The organism is Arthrobacter sp. 2RAF22, assembly GCF_052115325.1.
Classification (GTDB): Bacteria; Actinomycetota; Actinomycetes; order Actinomycetales; family Micrococcaceae; genus Arthrobacter.
On sequence record NZ_JBFRGL010000005.1, the window covers coordinates 99604 to 116556 of the forward strand.

Below are 16953 nucleotides of genomic sequence, written 5' to 3' on the forward strand. Positions count from 1 at the left end.
CGCGCGTGGCTAAACCGCGCTGCGCTCCGGGGCGAGCGCCTGCGCGGCGAGAAGGACGGTCCGGACGATCGCCTTCCGGCGCCGCTCCGCCCTCATTGGCCCCTTGCTGCCGGCCATGAGGCCATCCAGCTCGGGCAGTACCGGCCACGCGTCACACAACGCAATGATGGTGAGCATCAGATCGGCCGCGTCTTCCTTGGACGTCCCCGGCATGGCCCGGATGACACCGTCAACCTTGTTCCTGCAGTTCGCGGCCCGGTCCGGACGGTTCACCACATATTCGCCCCGCTCCAGACCCTCCCAAAACAGCAGCCTCGGAAGGGTGGCGTCCTGGTGGTGATGGTCGAACAGGCGTCCGGCGTAATCGGCCAAGGCTTCGGGACCGGCGCCCTCGATGCGGACTTCGTCCACCACTTTGCTGAGCTGGGACGCGATCACGGCGTCGAAGAGAAGATCCTTCTTACCGAAGTACTGATAGATGCGTTCCTTGTTGACTCCGGCCGCAGCAGCGATGCGGTCCACCCTGGCGCCGGCGAGTCCGAATTGGCAAAACTCGGCAGTCGCCGCCTCAAGGAGGAGTCGCTTGGTCCGCTCGGTATCCCATGCCATGTGTCCACCTTAACAGATTCCAACCAAGTAGTTGCAGTTTTCGAGGGTGGGGTCTAGTCTGAACTCACGCCGAAAGCAACCAATTAGTTGGAGAATGTCATGAACACCCAAATCCCCGTTGCCGCATCCGCGGACAGCGCCGCGGTTGCGGCGTTTGCCGAGCCGGCCGCACACGCGCACTCTGCGCATCTGCCTTCCATGCACACACCGTCGGTGCATATGCGTGCCGTGATCACCTGGCTGGCCATTTTCCCCCTCGTGGCGATCGGCATGACGATCCTCGCTCCGCTCACGGAGTCATGGCACCCCGCGCTGCGCGCCCTCGTCCTGACCCTTGTTGTGGTGCCTACCGCCGTCTACCTCGTTGTCCCCAAACTGATCGCTGGCTACGGCTCGCTGAAGAGGCGGCAGGCACGGAAGGCCGCCGCCAAGGCCTAGCGTGTGTCAGGCATCACCCGGCGATCGGGCGGCCACACGCTAAACTTGTCACGTTATGAACCGCACAATGTTTAAGTCCAAGATCCACCGTGCCACGGTGACCCATGCCGATCTGCACTATGTAGGTTCAGTGACGGTCGACCTGGATCTGCTGGATGCTGCGGATATTCTCCCCGGCGAGCTCGTCTCCATTGTTGACGTGACGAATGGCGCGCGCCTGGAGACTTACACCATTGCCGGTGAACGCGGCTCCGGCGTCATCGGCATCAACGGGGCCGCGGCGCACTTGGTGCACGTGGGCGACGTCGTCATCCTCATCACCTACGCGGAGATGACCACCGAAGAAGCCAAGGCCTACCAGCCCAAGGTTGTCCATGTGGACAGGGCCAACAAGATCGTCCAACTCGGCAGCGATCCCGCCGAAGGCATCACTCCGGGCATCATGCGCCCGCCGCACGCCCTCAACAACGCCCAGCTGAACTAGGCTTCCCGTAGTCGCGGGGCACCTCCTTACGTGGTCCACATGGCGGAACATGCCGCCGTCGTGCCTTACGGGCGAATAAAGCTGATTTAGGCTGGGACTGTGAACCCACGCCGCCCCGCGCCCGTCCCCCGCCGGATGTCGTAGTGCTGGGCGTCCTTTCCGGGTTCTTCGTGGTGTGGGCCATCATCCTGGTGGGCATGTTCGTCGGCAAGCGCGGGATCCTGGGGGACAATGCGCGTTCGGTCCTCAGCGGCCTGACTTTCTTCGTCGCGAGCCCTGCGCTTCTCTTTGAAACCCTGGGCAAGGCCCGTCTTCACGATGTCTTCGCCGCTCCACTCCTGGTCACGGCGGTGGGCGCCGTCGCCACAGGCAGCCTTTTCTTCATCGTCGTGAAGTTCTGGCTCAAACGTTCCCTGCCCGAATCGCTTATGTCCTCCATGAGCGCTTCGCTAGCCAACTCGGCGAACCTCGGCATCCCTATCGCGGTGTTCGTCCTCGGCGACGCCAGCTATGTGGCGCCCCTGCTGATCTTCCAGCTCGCGTTCTTCACGCCCATGTACCTGATGGCGCTCGATGCCAGCACCAGCAGCCACCGCACCACTCCCCTGCGCTTCGTCCTGATGATCGTCCGGAACCCGATGATCGTAGGATCCGCCCTCGGTTTGGTGGTCGCCGGGACGGGCTGGCAGGTGCCTTCGCTCATCATGGAGCCGATCCATTTGATCGGCGGTGCCGCAATTCCCGCGATGCTGATGGCTTTCGGGATGAGCTTGAATGGTTCGCGGCCCCTGCAGAAGGACACGGGCCGCCGGACGGATGCCCTCCTGGCCAGCGGTTTCAAGCTCTTTGTCCACCCCACGATGGCGTACCTGTTCGCCCGCTTCGCGCTGGGCCTGGAAGCGCATGCGTTGTTCGCCGTGGTGGTCACGGCGGCCCTGCCCACCGCGCAGAACGTGTTCGTGGCGGCGAGCCGCTACAACACGGGAATCACCGTGGCCAAGGATACGGTCCTGATCACCACGGTGGTGGCCGTCCCGGCAATGATCGCCGTGGCCCTCCTGCTTACCTAAGCCCAACTGACTCGCATTTGTTGTCGTTTTGGGCGCCGAAAACGACATTAAGTGCGAGTCAGTTGGGTGGGGCGGCTGGCTGGTGTCCTTGCGCCTACTCTTCGTCCACCGAATCCAGATACCTGTCCAGGAGCTGCGCGCAGCGGATGAAGCCCAAATGCGAATACGCCTGCGGGTGGTTTCCCAAGTGGGTTTCCGTGCCGGGATCGAACTCCTCGGGAAGCAGCCCGGTAGGACCGAAGAGCGCCACCAGCTGGTTGAACAACTCCAGCGCATCGTCCAGCCGGCCCACCGCCAGATACGCCTCAATCAGCCAGGTGGTGCAGATGTGGAACCCGCCCTCCAAACCCGGCAGGCCGTCGTCGTACCTGTACCGGAACACGGTGGGACCCACCCGCAGTTCCCGCTCGACGGCGGTGACGGTGTCCAGGAAGCGCTGGTCGCGGACGTCCAGCAGGCCTGAAAGTCCGATGTGCAGGACAGCCGCGTCCAGGTCGGGGCTGTCGTAGGCCACGGTGTAGGAGCTCGCGGAATCATCCCAACCCTCCCGGAGGACCTCCGAGCGGATGGTGTTGGCCGTTTCCTCCCATTCGGCCCCGATGGGACGGCGGAACCGGACCGCCGTGTGCATCGCCCGGTCCAGCGTCACCCAGCACATCACCTTGGTGTAGATATGGTGCCGAGGCGCGCGCCGGGCTTCCCAGATGCCATGGTCCGGTTCGTGCCAGCGGGCCAGCACGGCCGACGCCATCTGCTCCATGAGTTTCCAGTGCTCGTCCGGCAGCGTGCCGCGGCGTCTGCTGAGGGTCTGGATGAGTTCGGCGATCGGGCCGAAGACGTCCAGCTGCACTTGGTGGTCGGCTGCGTTCCCGATCCGCACGGGCCGTGAGCCGGCGTAACCGGGCAGGCTCTCGATAATTGCCTCGGTGGACAGCGGGGAGCCGGTCACGGAGTACAGGGGGTGCAGCCATTCCGGCCCGGGCGCGTTCTCGAGGATGCGGCCGAGCCAGCGGAGGAACCCGTCTGCCTCCTCGGTGGAACCCAGGTCCACGAGCGCATTGACCGTCATGGAGCCGTCGCGGAGCCAGCAGTAGCGGTAGTCCCAGTTGCGGGTGCCGCCGATCCCTTCCGGCAGCGACGTGGTTGGAGCCGCGAGGACGGCCCCGGTCGGCTCGTGCACCAGCGCCTTGAGGACCAGTGCCGAGCGCCGCACCAACGAAGGTTTCATGTCGGGCAGTTCCAGCCCACGGACCCACTGCCGGGATTGGTGCGCGACGGCGGCCCGCCGGGCAAGCTCTCCGGCGGGGTCCGGCGTCGTCGGCTCAGTGTCTCCGCACCTCAGGTTCATGACGATAGGACCGTACGCGAGGCTGACTTCAGCGGTGGCGGTTCCGTGCTTGCCGTCGCTCGTGACCGTGAAGGACACTCCGGGGGCGAACAGGATAATGGGATCCGAGGTGCCCACGACGTGCAGTTCTTCGCCGCGGATCTCCATGTTGAACGGAGCGTTGGCGTAGTCCGGCCGCGGGGCGAAAACAATCCGCGCGCTGCCGGTTCCGGAGAGGACACGGACCAGGCTGGTGATGCCGTCCGGTGCCGGCTCAAGGTAGTCGGTGACCGTGACGTCCGCCCAGCGCGTCTCCACGATCATGGTGTTGTCCACGTAGCGCTGGCCCAGCACCTTCGACGCCTTGACCGGTTCCACACTGAAGTGGCCGGCCGGGTCTCCACCCAGGATGTGCGCGAACAAGGACCCTGAATCCGGGAGGGGATGGCTCATCCAGCAGATCTTGGCCTCCGGGGTGAGCAGCGCCGTCGAGGTCCCGTTGCCGATCATCGAATGCCGCTCCAGCCCCACTGCGTCCTCGCCGAACAGCCACGCTCGGCGCAGTTCGAACAGGATGGCGAGCACTTTGGCGAAGGATTCCGGGTCCGGCAAACGATGGCGCGCCTTGGTTTCTCCGTCTCCGACGTGCAGGCCAAGGTCCGGGCCCCGCAAGGTGGCGATCGCGAGCTCATCGCTGTCCGCGTCGCCGGCAAACAGGGCCGCGCTGGCCCCCAACTGTGTGCGCAGATGCTCCAGCGCGGCGTCTTTGGAGGGTTCCACGATGGACAGGTCCAGAACGGATCCGTCCACAATGAAAAACAGTCCCACTTCACGGGCGATCTGGTGCGCCTCCCGGGTCACCCTGGCGACCACGGCAGGCGTGGCCGGCCGGGTGTGGATGGCTACCGCCACGGGCTTGCGCTCGATGCTGATGCCCTTTTCGAAGCCAATGGATTCGTTGAGGGCCGTGGCTGCCTGTTGAAGGACGGCTTCCGTGGCCATCGAGATGCTGTACGCGTAGGTCATGTCGAACTCGGCGCCGTGCGAGCCCACCAAGTGGACTTCCGCCGGCAGCCGCGACACTGCGGCAAGGTCCCGCAGCGACCTGCCGGAGATGACGGCAGTGTGCGTGTTCGGCAGCGCTGCCAGTGCCCGGAGAGCGACGGCGGCACTCCCCAACGGGAGTGTCTCAGTGGATACGCCTTCCGCGGCGCAGAGTGTTCCACCGTAGTTGCAGGCCACCAGGAGTCCCGGAGTGCGGGCCAGCATCCTCAGTTCCGCGAGCAGCTCCGGAGTGATTCCATCGTGCGCGGCCTCGGATTGGACTGCCGTCCGCAGGAGAYCCAGCGGAAGCGATTTTGTCAGCAGTGCCGAATCGGCCACGGACAAATTGAGCGGAGTAGCCATGGGGACGATCCTTCCGGGGTGGATTCGTCCAGTTTCCGCCCGGCGGGTTTCGCCTCCATGACCCGCGTATTGCCGGGGTGTAACGAGTTTGATCGGCACAACAGCCATCCTCCGCGTGCTCGCTCGTTCCTCGCTTAGACGCACGCTTCCGGATAACTGCCGCGCCGATCGCTCAGTCCTTACACCCGCGTCAGCCCCACGGCCTCCGCCACCAGCTCCACCGAACGCAGGCGCTGCTCCGTGCCCGTGCTTTGGTGGGCGACGATCAGTTCGTCGGCGTCGGCGTGGCGGGCAAACTCGTCAAGGTAATCCCGCACGACTTCCGGCGTACCCACTGCCGAGTACTTCACCATTTGCGCGATGTGCTGGCCTTGGGGCGAATCGAGGATGAGGTCCGCTTCGGCGTCGGTGAACTCGCGTCCACCGCCCAGGAAACGGGAGACGCGGTCCCGCTTGACCTCAAGGAAGAGCCGTTGGGCTTCAGCCGCCGAATCCGCGGCCACGACGTTGACGCCCGCGATCACGTATGGCTCCTGCAGCTGCTCGGACGGCTTGAACTCGCGGCGGTAGACGACGACGGCGTCCTGCAGCGCATTGGGTGCGAAGTGCGAGGCGAAGGCGTAGGGCAGGCCGAGCTGCGCCGCCAAATGCGCGCCGAACAGCGAGGACCCGAGGATGTAGAGCGGCACGTTGGTGCCCTTGCCCGGTGTCGCTTCGACCCCTTGGATCCGGGTGGGTCCCGTGAGGTAGCCCTGCAGCTCCAGCACATCCTGAGGGAAGGTGTCCGCGGCCATGGGATCGCGGCGGAGTGCACGCATGGTGTTCTGGTCGCTGCCGGGTGCCCGTCCGAGGCCGAGGTCGATGCGGCCCGGGTGCAGCGTCTCAAGGGTGCCGAACTGCTCTGCGATGGTGAGCGGCGAGTGGTTGGGCAGCATGACGCCGCCTGCACCGAGCCGGATAGTGCTGGTGTTGGCCGCGATATGGGCAATCAGCACGCTCGTAGCCGAGGAAGCGATCGAGCCCATGTTGTGGTGCTCCGCGTACCAAATCCGTCGGTAGCCGAGCCGTTCGGCCAGTTGCGCCATGGCGACGCTCCCGGCGAAACTCTCCGCCGCCGTCTGGCCTTTGCCAATGATTGCCAGGTCGAGGATGGAGAGGGGAACTGTCACGTTGGTGCCGGCCTTTCGAAGGTGGTTTCGTTCAAGGGGCCGGTTTCCCAACCACTCTTGCGACAACGACGGCGGTGCCCGGGTTATTTCTCCAGCTTGCGTGGCTTCCGTCTCAGCTCGCGAAGATACTGCACATCGTTGAACTCGACCTGGACGCGCTCGTCGCCGAGCGAAGAGAACCATTCGGCCGCCATCGACCGCCAAGACTCGATTCCCGTGTATTGCCATTGCCCCCAGGAATCGTAGATGTGGACGTTGTCGTTGTAGAGCGCCGCGAATGCGTCAACGTCCTTCGCGTGGACAGCGGCTGCGTAAGCTTCCAGCGCCTGATTGACCAGGGTTTGCTCGTTGCTCACGAAAAATCTCCTCATGTGTCGGCAGTTGTGTGGGAAGCCTACACCGCGGTTGTTTTGTGACCCTTCGGGACCTCGAATGAACCCCAGTTAACCCTTGTATCCCCGCGTTTCAGAGCGCTTTGACCGGCTCTTGTCGCTGCCGGATAGTTGCAGCAACGCACACCATCCATCACTTTCGAAGGGGATTCCATGGCTATTTCACGACTCAAAACAGGCGCCGTACTGGCACTCGCCGTGACCACGACTCTCGGCCTCGCCGCTTGCTCTGACCCGGGCGCCTCAGCGGCGTCAGCGCCGTCGTCGTCCGCTTCCGCGGGCAAGACTTTCAACCTGTCGCCGGAGCAGAACCGCTTCCCTATCACCAAGGACGACGCCGCTGCGGCGCTCGTCCCGGAGGCCATCAAGGCTGACGGCAAACTCACCGTGGTGACCACAGGCGGCACCGCTCCGTTGAGCCTCTTCGCGACGGACAACAAGACCCTCATCGGCAACGAAGTCGACCTCGCCTACGCAGTCGGAGAAACCTTGGGCCTAAAGGTTGAGGTCCTTCCCGTGGCTTGGGCCGATTGGCCCTTGGGTATTGAATCGGGCAAGTACGAGGCCGTCCTCTCCAACGTCACGGTCACGGAGGCGCGTAAGGAGAAGTTCGACTTCGCCACCTATCGCACGGACCTCCTGGGCTTTTACGCCAAGAGCGACTCCCCGATCGGTGAGATCAAGGAAGCCAAGGACGTGGCGGGCAAGCGGATCATTGTGGGCTCGGGCACCAACCAGGAAGCAATCCTGTTGCGCTGGGACGCCGAGAACAAGAAGAACGGCTTGAAGCCGGTTGAATTCCAGTACTACGACGACGACTCGGCTTCCTCGCTCGCCGTGCAATCCGGCCGCGCGGACCTGACGTTCGGCCCGAACGCTGGAGCGGCGTACAAGGCCGCAAAGGACGGCAAGACCAAGCAGGTGGGAACAGTCAACGGCGGCTGGCCTCTTAAGGCGGACATTGCCTTCACCACCAAGAAGGGCAACGGTCTTGCCGTTGCAGCCCAGGCAGCCCTCAACAAACTGATCCAAAACGGCACGTATGGAAAGATCTTGGACCGCTGGGGGTTGTCTTCAGAGGGTATCGCGAAGTCGGAACTGAACCCGCCGGGCCTTCCGAAGAGCTAGCGCCGGCTCCGGGGTGTAACTTTCCACGTATCCGGAACCGCTGCGGACCGGACAAGCGAAAGGGAGTTCCATGGGCCAGCGCCTTGCCATCCTCGACGACTACCAAGCTGTGGCCTTCGACTACGCGCCGTGGGCCGAGCTCGCCGACGACGGCGTCGATGTCACGGTTTTCACGGAGCCATTGGCGGACGTCGCGGACTCGCTCCGCGACTTCGACATCATCATGGCAATGCGTGAACGGACCACTTTCGACGCCGGGCTCTTCCGGCAACTGCCGAAGCTGAAGCTCCTGGTCACCACCGGGATGGCCAACGCGGCCATCGATCTACTCGCGGCCGAGGAGCAGGGCGTCACGGTCTGCGGGACGGGCGGCTCGCCGGCCGCGGCGCCCGAGCTCACGTGGGCCCTGCTCCTGGCTTTCGCACGGAAAGTGCCGTTCGAGGACCGCCGGCTGCGCGCCGGAAATTGGCAGAGCACCGTGGGTTTCGAACTGTCCCGGAAGACCTTAGGAGTACTTGGACTCGGTAAGATCGGGAGCAAAATCGCCGGCTACGGCAAGGCGTTTGGCATGGAGGTCATTGCTTGGAGTCCCAATCTCACGGAGGAAACCGCGGCTGCGGCGGGTGCGCGCAAGGTGGGCAAGGAAGCACTCTTCCGGGAGTCCGACGTCGTTAGCGTCCACGTGCGGCTGTCGGAGCGGTCCCGGGGGCTCGTCGGGGAGGACGAACTGCGGCTCCTCGGGCCCAACGGTGTCCTGGTCAACACTTCGCGTGGACCGATAGTGGATGAGTCCGCCCTCCTCCGCGGACTGAACGAGGGGTGGCTCGGCGGAGCGGCCCTGGACGTGTACGACGTCGAGCCCCTGCCGGCGGACCACCCCCTGCTCACGGCCCCGCGAACAGTCCTGACGCCGCACCTGGGTTACGTCACGTCGCAAAGCTACGCCCGCTTCTACGGGGAGGCCTTCGAGGACGTCCGGGCGTGGTTGCGGGGCGATCCGTTGCGGGTGCTTACGGGTTAGTGCATCAGTTGGGCTTAGATTGTCAGGTGCCTGCCGAATTCTCGCTCCGCCCCGCCCTGCCCGCCGATGCCGCGTGGATCGCGGAACTGCGCGCCGTCGTCATGCGACCCGATTTGGAGCGGCTAGGGCGTTGGGATCCGGTCCGCGTCAGGGAGCGTTTCTTGAAGGCGTTCCAGCCGGAACACACGTTTGTCATTGCCGTGGAAGGCCAAGCTGCCGGTGTTATCGCCGTCCGCCCGGAATCCGACGCTCTGTGGATCGAACACTTCTACGTCGCTCAGGAGTTCCAGGGCAAGGGCTTGGTGCCGGCGTGCTCCGGCGGATCATGGGCGAGTCCAAGGACCACCGGCCATTCCGTCTCAACGTGCTCCAGGGCAGCCCGGCCCGACGCCTCTACGAACGCCACGGCTTTGTCTTGGAGACCGAGGATCCGGTGGACGTGTTCATGGTCGCAGGCTGACCTTCAGTCGTGAAGGACCACTTGGTAGAGGTTGTGGTCTTGCCATTTTCCGGCGATCTGCAGGTATCGCGGTGCCATACCAATCTTCTGGAATCCGGCCTTTAGCAGCACCCGCTGCGAGGCAGAGTTGTGGAGAAGAGTGCTCGCCTCGATGCGGTGCAGTCCGAGTTCGTCGCGCGCCATTTCGACTATCGCCTGGACCGTAGCGGACGCCAGCCCGCGGCCTGCGTACTCGCTGTCCACCCAGTAACCGAGCCCCGCGCTCTGGAAGGGCCCACGGACGATTCCTGCCACGTTGAATCGACCGATGAGTCGATCGCCGTCGAACAGGCCGAGCGGATGCGCTTCCCCGGTTTCGTGCGCAACGAGGCGGTTCGCAATGTCGGCGGACTGCCAGGTCTCGGTGTAGTACTCCTCGGGCCGTAGCGGCTCCCACGGTGAAAGGTAGGCACGGTTGCGCACATATGCGGCCGCAAGCGCCGCCGCATCACTGACGCGCAGTACACGCATGCTGACGCTCTCACTGAGTTGGCGCGGTTCAATCATCGGTCAACATTAGTCCCGTCGCAGCCGAAACATCACGGATGGCCGCCTCAACACCGAGCTTGTCGTGCACTGTTAACCGATCCGCGTCCCACTCAGTGACATCGCCGTACGCCGCGCGCGTTCCAAGCGCGCGCAGAAGTCTGCCGGCACTTGAACTGGTAATTCATTGATCGGGAACCAGCGGACGTCATCGCTTTCTTCACTCACGGCGATTTCCACATCCGGGTTTGCTGTCGCGGCGAACCCCACATCCCAATGGGCGGTACATGAGAATCCCCCATGCAGATCGTGTCGGTCAAGATCCACGATTGCTGGAGAAAGCAGAACCAGGTCATCAATTCCGGACTCCTCGCGGGCCTCCCTCTGGGCAGCTTCCGCCACCGACGCGTCGTTCGACTCGACGTGACCGCCGAACTGCACCCAGAACTGCCCCTTGCGATGGAAACACAACAGAACACGATCGAATTCAGGCGAAAACACGAAGCAGGACCCGGTGACATGCTCCGGCCCACCATTTCGACGCAACGCGGCGTCCACCGCCAAGTTCAGGAACTGCAGATACGCGTCCCGTAATCCCGATTCAGGAAGTGTCCTGAGGCTGGCAAGCAGATTGGCAAGAGGCATCCTGCTATTTTGCCGCACAGGGCAACGAACAACTCAATGCCACGACGAGGGGTGTGATGCGTCGGATAGATGTCACCCTGGGTGCCCGTTAGCCGATCCTTTACCGGGACGGGGGACTGATCGTTTCGGTGACGGCGCCGCGCGTGCTCGACAGTCGCCAGTGTCCACTCGTGGCGCGAGCCGCTTCGAATCAAGCCACTCCTCGTCATTCCAGAGGACAGGTGTGGCGCCGACTGGATCAAAACTAATCCTGGGATCACTGCTCTGCGCAAGGCAGACCATCCTGTGCCCGAATAGAGCCGCTTCGCGGGAGCGCTGGGCGATGATATCCAGAAGGGTCTGCGCCGTCCGGGGACAAGCCAATGCGAAGGCGTCGTATCCGAGGAACGCCAGCACGAAGTCATGCGAGATGACATCCCGAAGGCAGTCATTCAGGGCGTCTAAGTTATGGCCGTAGTAGCTCGGGAAATCAAGCGTCTCGGAGATCGCCCCGTGCATTTCCGCCTCGCTTGACCACGATGATGCGTCCAAAATAGTGACCTGGTAGCCTTGTTCGGCCAGCCATGTGGTTGTCTCATCGAACACATGCCGCCGATAGAACAACGAGACCGCCGTATTAATCAATAGGCGGAAGTCTAGATCGTGCTCAAGATCTGCCTCGGAGTCGAAAGCATTCATGCAGAGATCTTACGGTCCTTCGCCTGATGGCCAGCCTCGAGGAATTGGAGACGACCCCGGCGAGTCGAGAGACACGGGATCGGCACCGACCGAGTCATAAAATGGCCAAGTCCGCCCGGTAGCCGATCGGCTTACGGGCATGCAACGACTGAAAAGTGAACTATCGGAAACAGGCTCCTGAGCGACTTGCCGCGTTGTACGGTGGCATTATGGCGTACCCCGATAATGAGCACGGGAAGAAGGGCTCAAGGCAATGGCCGGCTGATTCGCTCGAAGGGATGCCACGATGTACAACGGTCGAATTTCCGGTGGTGAGGGGTTACCAGGCGCTCATACCTCAAGGGGTCGACCCCCGTGCAGTTCTCCGACAAATGGCCGCGAGGACGCTCGGATGATCACCATTGAATTGGCGCGCGTCCTCGCCGCTATCCGAGAACTCCTTGACGCTCATGGTCAAGCGTCGAAGGCAGCTTGGCTTGCTGACCGCGAGCAGGCGCTCGAAGCCGCCGAGTCCCCGGAAACGGTGAAGCTAACGATCGCGGAGCTTCACTCGATTGTCTTGGGTATGGGCGGCCTTTTTGATCTCCCACTCACGGCGGCCTCAAAGGAGGCTACGGAGTCAGCCCGGACGCGGCTGGATGAACTGGCCGATCAACTGTTCGAGATGACGCRGAATACGTGATCGGGGCCGGCGCCAGTTCTCCGTGCTTGCCATCTGAGTGCTGATGCTTGCCATTACCTTTTTGAGGCTTCGAATTGGGGAAATCCGAGGCGCAAACGGCCCGGATGCTCCCAGGAACTAGACCAAGTTCCCCCGAGATCGCTTGAATTTTGAAAATACGACGCTTCGCCACGGACGCCATGTAAGCCAGTGGTGACTCCTTGGTGTGTCCGTTTAGCCATCCTTTTGCGTGCAGAGGATCGGCGGTTACCAGGTGGCGCGGATGACCTGGAGGACTTCGCTGAGTTCGAGGTTGTCACGCTTGCAGGTGTCGATGAGCTTCCGGGCGGCTCGGGAGACGTCTTTGGAAATTGCTGTGGCGTGTGGGCTGACCCGCGTGCCGGCTCCGATTCGAGTTTCAACGAGTTGTTCTTCTTCGAGTTGCTTGTAGACCTTGGCGACGGTGCCGGGGGCGACCCGGAGATCGGCGGCGAGTTGCCGGACCGATGGGAGGCGTTCGTTTGCAGCGAGTGCCCCGGTGGTGATGAGGCCGCGGATCTGGTCGTGTATCTGTTCTGCCGGCGTTCCGCCGGTCGTGGAAAGGGTGATGATCATGGCGCGGTCTTGATGGTGAGTTGCCGGGCCCGGGCGGTCCATGGAACGGCCGTGAGTGCAACGCTAAGGCAGAGCACTGCGCCGAGGCACGTGGCCACGAAGCTGCTGGCGGAGAGGAATGAGCCCAGTGCGGCGAACGGGGACCCCACGTTGATCACCCCGGCGTCGGTGGCGAGCCCGCCTCCCAATCTGGATGTGCCTGCGAGTGAGCCGAGGATCGCGGCGAGCTCCAAAGCAGGCCAAGTCCGTACTCACCCTCGATGCCATTCGTCTCAGCAAGGAGCTGCCGAAGGTGATCAGGGAGTCTGTGCCCGAGTTGGGCTTCGCACGCTTGGATAGCGTCGGCTGAAGCTGGGGCGCCAAAGGTGACATCACCCCAGCGCTGAATCTTCTCCACGAGCATGGCACCATCATGCCGGACCGGCGTCTATCTCGCTTAAATGCTTGTGAATCGCAGCGATAAGTGGCGGCATTCTCGCAGCGCTAAATGTCACCCCTGGCGCCCGTAAGCCGATGGTCTTACGGGCAACCGAACCCTGATGAAGCCGGGCCGCAACTGGAGTGTTGAAATGGCATATGAGTTCAAAGGCTGCTGAAGCTTCGTATTCGCTGGTGCCGTTTCCATTGAAAGCCCCGCGTCAGGTGCCCTAAACGCTCGTCGGGTTCGTCATGGTCCGTATGTGTGCGGCGACACCGAGTCCGCTCCCACGGGCCGCCCGCTGCCCGGCGCAGCCCCTTACGGCAGGCAGGAATAGAGCCTAGGCTGACATCCGTGGAGGACACCGATAACGGCATCTTTGCTCCGGCACTTCGATACGAGTTCATCGGCGGTGGCTACAGCAACTACCGGTTTCAAGCCGGCCCTCCCTGGATACGCTTCGTCGTCACCCCGGAACAACTGGAGTTCCACGGCCGCGGCCTGAACCTTTTCCACATCGGCCCCTGGATAGTGCCACGGAGCGAGGTCAAGGAGGTCTTCTCCAAGCGGCGGCGGCACCTGCTTCCGCCCATCGTGTGGGAGGTCGAGATCGTCACCACCGACCCCAGCGTGTGGTGGACGTTCTGGTCACCTCACCATTCCGGCCCGGTCCTCCTCTCGATGGAAGAGTGCGGTTATCCCGTTGACTGGACCCCGCACAACTGGGCAGGCATGCCGATCGAGTGAGGGGGCGAAGCTTTCGTCACAGCCTCGTCCCCACTTCCTTAGAACAGGACACCCCTCACTGGGAAACTCCCCGCGCATTGGTGTCGGTTTCCGAAGTCGTCTGCACAACCGCTCCCGGTCCGCAAGGGGATTGCGTGCTCCTAAGAGCTTCCGTAACTATTACTTAGAGGCCCGCTAAGGGATGACCGCTCGGGCAGGGCCCGGATCCTGCCGTACGTGTCGCGGCGCCGCCAGTTGCTCGGCATGAGGGACGATCGTGCCATGGAGTCAATCTCGTGGCCAAAAGCGTGGCAGCCGGAGGCCCGTGCCGCCCTGCTCGAATTCATCGACAGCGAGGACCGAGTCGAGATCACCGTGGGCGATCCCAGCACCTCGATTCACGGCACAGTTCTTGCGGGGTACATCTACCTCGAAGGTGCCGAACTGATGATCGCTTACGAGCGCTCGGGTCGTGCAGACGTTCATCCGTGGCCCCTTCTTGCCGGTCCCGTGCTCGAAATCGTCAAACTCTCACGCCCTCGGCGCAGGTCGATCTATCGGCATCCGAAGTGGCTGAGCCCCCGACATAATTGACCACCGAAAGCCGGGCTTACCGACCGGAATGCTCGCCAGTCCATACGGCTGAAAGATGTCCGCTGGCGGATCCTTTAACGTGCTTGCTTCGCTTGGTGCGCGCGACCGCCCGACCGGACGCCAAACGGGCCGTTCCAGGGCAATTAACGAGGAGGAATCCGGTGAATCAGAACGCCATAGACTGCTGGGACCACGTCAACCTACCTTTTCGGATCGGACCAATGAGCGCGATAGACCTCTCGCAGCCGTTCACCATTCACCTCGACGTGGACGAGCCACAGTTCGAACGCTTCGAAGATGACGCCCTCATGCGTGGAATGATGATCTTTCGACTTGACCTGACAGGCCTGCCAGATAGGACAGCTCTTGCGGACTACCTCGCTCAGGAGTTCATGTACCCCTTCAGGACAGCCGGACTTGACGCAGCAGTTTCACTCATCTCTGATCTTGAATGGTTCGGAAACACCAACGGCCACCTCGTGATTGCACGGGGACTGGCCACTCCATCTGATGTGGGGGACCTATTCGTTTCAATCCTTCCGAACATCACCGATCGCTGGCGTACCCAGGAAATCCCTTTCATTGTCGCCATCGATGGGAAAGGCGACCGCCTCAGGTCGTCGTTGCAGGACGCGAACGACCGCATGGATGAGTTTGCTCGCCGCCCGTGGGCTATTCCGGGATACGACGAAGGTGCCGTGACTGTGGTCATCCACGGGTCAGGAAATCCCTGACCCCGGGATTGGTGCGGGGATCCTTCGGCCAGGCCCATGCCATGTGCAGAGGGACGGCTCTTCAAGGGGCGCATCGCGGCGCCGTCACCGAAACGACCACTCCCCGTCCCGGTGGAGGATACCCCAAAGGGCGATGGCTCCTCTCGTGCTCACGTGCCAGGCAGGTGGCAGAATTCTTCCCCCACTCGTCTACGGACTCGGCTGGTTAATCGGAGCGTTTTGCCCTCGGGTAGGCGCGTCTCATTGATTCTAAGAAGTAGTCACAAGCATCAGCTTCAGAAAGAAATTCGTGTTCATCGCTTCGAGACCCACGCTCTGTGTAATAGACAAAGAACTTGGACCCTTGCTGTTCGATGTTCAACGTGTCGTTCCGGTCGCTGCCGTGCATGACGTAAGAATCCGGTGAGAAACCTTCTGCCGCGAGGGTAAGTTCGAGCTGCTTTCTGTCCATGCATTGATTATGGAACCAGCAATGGGCAATATGCTCCTCGGGCCTTCCCCCAGCTTCGCCCGACAGCTAGCCGGGAGGGCCTTGTTGACGTCGCATTTTCGAGGGTGCGCCCCCAATCCCTGCACACAGATTTTGTTCAGAACCTCAAGAGCGTCCGGTAAAGGATGCTCAAATGAGACTGGCCGGCGCTGTGCGCTGGACGGGCGGTCTGTGAAAGTCGTCGGGCTCTGAGCTCTGGGTCTGTATCCGCTGAGGTCGGTGATGGTTGCGTGGTGGTGTTTATGCTGTCTTCATGGGTAGCTGGGGTACTGCGATTTTTTCCGATGACGTGGCTGCTGATGTGCGTGCGGACTGGCGGGACGGGATCCTCGACCGAGTCCCTCCCGAGGAACTGACGGCAAAGCTCATCAATTCTTATGCGGCGCAGGCAGACGAGCCGGACGACGGTGTGGTGTTTTGGCTTGCCTTGGCCGCGGCCCAGCATGAGACCGGTCGACTCCGTCCCGACGTGCGGGACACGGCACTGGACATCCTTGACCGCGGGGGCGACGTTGCCCGCTGGGAAGAGGAGGACCCTGGCCTGGCTAAACAGCGGCAGCAGGTGCTGGAGAGGCTACGGAGGAAGCTGGCCGGACCGCAGCCGGCACCGAAGCGTTTGAAGCGTCCGGTGCCGCACGGTGTGGCGTTTGACGTCGGTGATGCTGTGTTGCTGCGGTCTCCGGGCGGTAAGCGCGCGATCGTGGTGGTGGTAGGGCATAAACCCGGCTGGCCAAAAGGCACCGAAAACCCGGTGGTGGAACTGCTGCTATGGGATGACGCAAGAGAGCTGCCGACGCGAGAGTTCATGGCCACCGCACCGCCCCTGTTTACCGACAGTGAAGTTCCCAATCGTTTCAGGCAGGGACCGGCCAGGATACGGCCGGAACTGTTTAGTGTCCTCACAGCGCAGAAAGCCTCAGCGTTCAGCGCGAACATCGGTGAGGTGATCGCCAAGGGTATTCCCCGGCCTCCGGCGGGCGAGTACCGCGACGGGTCCGTAATGAGTGGCGACGTCATCGTGTCCGGGGTTCAATGGAGATGGTTCGGCGTATTCATGGACCAACCCCGTTACGAGGCGATGCGTGAACTGACGCGTGCCCACACGGGCCCTCGGAGGAAACGGTGGACGGACCTCTTCAAAAGAGGTGGCCTCTCATAAACCGCGAGGCCGTGCAGCATTCCGCAACGAGAATGGCCCACCGGGCCGCCTGCAAAAAGCCAGCTCAACGTTCGGCTAACAGGCACCAAGGATACGGTGATCGATCCACTCAGCGCGTGAGGGGATCCCCCACCGGACGGTTCGCACGGGTAACAGCGGATACCTCTCGGGGCTAGATTTGGAGAATGAGGCGGACTGGGCAG

Annotated in this window: 21 protein-coding genes and 1 pseudogene; 11 read left to right on the forward strand and 11 right to left on the reverse strand. The window is 62.7% G+C overall.

Annotated features, from left to right (window positions below):
* Positions 1-9 precede the first annotated feature (9 nt).
* Complete coding sequence (locus AB4068_RS06650) at positions 10-609, reverse strand: TetR/AcrR family transcriptional regulator (protein ID WP_441432975.1); 600 nt, start codon at positions 607-609, stop codon at positions 10-12.
* 99 nt (positions 610-708) lie between these two features.
* Here AB4068_RS06650 and AB4068_RS06655 point away from each other — a divergent pair, with 99 nt between their 5' ends.
* The 3 genes from AB4068_RS06655 to AB4068_RS06665 all read left to right on the forward strand — a co-directional run bounded on the left by AB4068_RS06655 (position 709) and on the right by AB4068_RS06665 (position 2601).
* A complete protein-coding gene (locus tag AB4068_RS06655) occupies positions 709-1047 on the forward strand; it encodes a hypothetical protein (RefSeq protein WP_284991136.1) in 339 nt (112 codons plus the stop codon).
* A gap of 55 nt (positions 1048-1102) precedes the next feature.
* Positions 1103-1531 carry an aspartate 1-decarboxylase gene (gene panD, locus AB4068_RS06660; RefSeq protein WP_172465683.1) on the forward strand — a complete coding sequence of 143 codons (429 nt, stop codon included), beginning with the start codon at positions 1103-1105 and terminating at the stop codon, positions 1529-1531.
* 143 nt (positions 1532-1674) lie between these two features.
* Positions 1675-2601, forward strand: coding sequence for an AEC family transporter (locus AB4068_RS06665; RefSeq protein ID WP_059389827.1), 927 nt, complete (start codon positions 1675-1677; stop codon positions 2599-2601).
* A 94-nt stretch (positions 2602-2695) separates the two neighbouring features.
* Here the strand turns inward: AB4068_RS06665 and AB4068_RS06670 are convergent, their stop codons facing one another.
* From AB4068_RS06670 to AB4068_RS06680, 3 genes are all read right to left on the reverse strand, one after another.
* On the reverse strand, positions 2696-5335 hold the full coding sequence (locus tag AB4068_RS06670; RefSeq protein WP_441432976.1) for a trehalase-like domain-containing protein: 2640 nt from the start codon (positions 5333-5335) through the stop codon (positions 2696-2698).
* Positions 5336-5514: 179 nt separating this feature from the next.
* Positions 5515-6504: an LLM class flavin-dependent oxidoreductase gene (locus AB4068_RS06675; RefSeq protein ID WP_059389826.1), complete on the reverse strand. Its 990-nt coding sequence runs from the start codon at positions 6502-6504 to the stop codon at positions 5515-5517.
* Positions 6505-6587: 83 nt separating this feature from the next.
* On the reverse strand, positions 6588-6860 hold the full coding sequence (locus AB4068_RS06680; protein ID WP_306963181.1) for a nuclear transport factor 2 family protein: 273 nt from the start codon (positions 6858-6860) through the stop codon (positions 6588-6590).
* 189 nt (positions 6861-7049) lie between these two features.
* Here AB4068_RS06680 and AB4068_RS06685 point away from each other — a divergent pair, with 189 nt between their 5' ends.
* The 3 genes and pseudogenes from AB4068_RS06685 to AB4068_RS06695 all read left to right on the forward strand — a co-directional run bounded on the left by AB4068_RS06685 (position 7050) and on the right by AB4068_RS06695 (position 9505).
* Positions 7050-8024: an ABC transporter substrate-binding protein gene (locus AB4068_RS06685; protein ID WP_059389824.1), complete on the forward strand. Its 975-nt coding sequence runs from the start codon at positions 7050-7052 to the stop codon at positions 8022-8024.
* Positions 8025-8094: 70 nt separating this feature from the next.
* Positions 8095-9045, forward strand: coding sequence for a D-2-hydroxyacid dehydrogenase family protein (locus AB4068_RS06690; RefSeq protein ID WP_306963184.1), 951 nt, complete (start codon positions 8095-8097; stop codon positions 9043-9045).
* A gap of 26 nt (positions 9046-9071) precedes the next feature.
* Positions 9072-9505, forward strand: a pseudogene (locus AB4068_RS06695) (GNAT family N-acetyltransferase).
* Positions 9506-9508: 3 nt separating this feature from the next.
* On the opposite strand, the gene AB4068_RS06700 reads toward AB4068_RS06695, so the two are convergent.
* The 3 genes from AB4068_RS06700 to AB4068_RS06710 form a co-directional block, all read right to left on the reverse strand.
* The gene (locus AB4068_RS06700) at positions 9509-10051 is read right to left on the reverse strand and encodes a GNAT family N-acetyltransferase (RefSeq protein ID WP_059389822.1); all 543 of its coding nucleotides are present in this window, start codon (positions 10049-10051) and stop codon (positions 9509-9511) included.
* Positions 10052-10123: 72 nt separating this feature from the next.
* A complete protein-coding gene (locus AB4068_RS06705) occupies positions 10124-10675 on the reverse strand; it encodes an NUDIX hydrolase (RefSeq protein ID WP_084784651.1) in 552 nt (183 codons plus the stop codon).
* 72 nt (positions 10676-10747) lie between these two features.
* Positions 10748-11353, reverse strand: coding sequence for a barstar family protein (locus AB4068_RS06710; RefSeq protein WP_441432977.1), 606 nt, complete (start codon positions 11351-11353; stop codon positions 10748-10750).
* 391 nt (positions 11354-11744) lie between these two features.
* On the opposite strand from AB4068_RS06710, the gene AB4068_RS06715 reads away from it, so the two are divergent.
* Positions 11745-12035, forward strand: coding sequence for a hypothetical protein (locus tag AB4068_RS06715; protein WP_441432978.1), 291 nt, complete (start codon positions 11745-11747; stop codon positions 12033-12035).
* Between the two features lie 246 nt (positions 12036-12281).
* Here the strand turns inward: AB4068_RS06715 and AB4068_RS06720 are convergent, their stop codons facing one another.
* From AB4068_RS06720 to AB4068_RS06730, 3 genes are read right to left on the reverse strand one after another with little or no spacing between them, the layout of a single operon-like run.
* Positions 12282-12629 (reverse strand): GntR family transcriptional regulator, encoded by a 348-nt coding sequence (locus tag AB4068_RS06720; protein WP_306963192.1) that lies wholly within the window; start codon positions 12627-12629, stop codon positions 12282-12284.
* A complete protein-coding gene (locus AB4068_RS06725) occupies positions 12626-12862 on the reverse strand; it encodes a hypothetical protein (protein WP_306963244.1) in 237 nt (78 codons plus the stop codon). Before AB4068_RS06725 ends, AB4068_RS06720 begins: the two co-directional genes overlap by 4 nt.
* Complete coding sequence (locus tag AB4068_RS06730; RefSeq protein ID WP_306963194.1) at positions 12784-13032, reverse strand: SMI1/KNR4 family protein; 249 nt, start codon at positions 13030-13032, stop codon at positions 12784-12786. Before AB4068_RS06730 ends, AB4068_RS06725 begins: the two co-directional genes overlap by 79 nt.
* A gap of 369 nt (positions 13033-13401) precedes the next feature.
* Between AB4068_RS06730 and AB4068_RS06735 the strand changes: the two genes are divergently transcribed.
* The 3 genes from AB4068_RS06735 (at position 13402) to AB4068_RS06745 (ending at position 15101) form a co-directional block, all read left to right on the forward strand.
* Complete coding sequence (locus tag AB4068_RS06735) at positions 13402-13794, forward strand: hypothetical protein (RefSeq protein ID WP_306963196.1); 393 nt, start codon at positions 13402-13404, stop codon at positions 13792-13794.
* A gap of 261 nt (positions 13795-14055) precedes the next feature.
* Positions 14056-14367, forward strand: coding sequence for a hypothetical protein (locus AB4068_RS06740; RefSeq protein ID WP_306963198.1), 312 nt, complete (start codon positions 14056-14058; stop codon positions 14365-14367).
* Positions 14368-14528: 161 nt separating this feature from the next.
* Positions 14529-15101, forward strand: a complete 573-nt coding sequence (locus tag AB4068_RS06745; RefSeq protein ID WP_441432979.1) for a hypothetical protein — start codon at positions 14529-14531, stop codon at positions 15099-15101.
* A 205-nt stretch (positions 15102-15306) separates the two neighbouring features.
* Here AB4068_RS06745 and AB4068_RS06750 read toward each other — a convergent pair whose 3' ends face one another.
* Entirely contained in the window at positions 15307-15552 is a 246-nt protein-coding gene (locus AB4068_RS06750) for a hypothetical protein (protein ID WP_306963201.1), read from the reverse strand.
* Between the two features lie 292 nt (positions 15553-15844).
* Here AB4068_RS06750 and AB4068_RS06755 point away from each other — a divergent pair, with 292 nt between their 5' ends.
* A complete protein-coding gene (locus AB4068_RS06755; protein WP_441432980.1) occupies positions 15845-16750 on the forward strand; it encodes a hypothetical protein in 906 nt (301 codons plus the stop codon).
* The last annotated feature ends 203 nt before the right edge of the window (positions 16751-16953 follow it).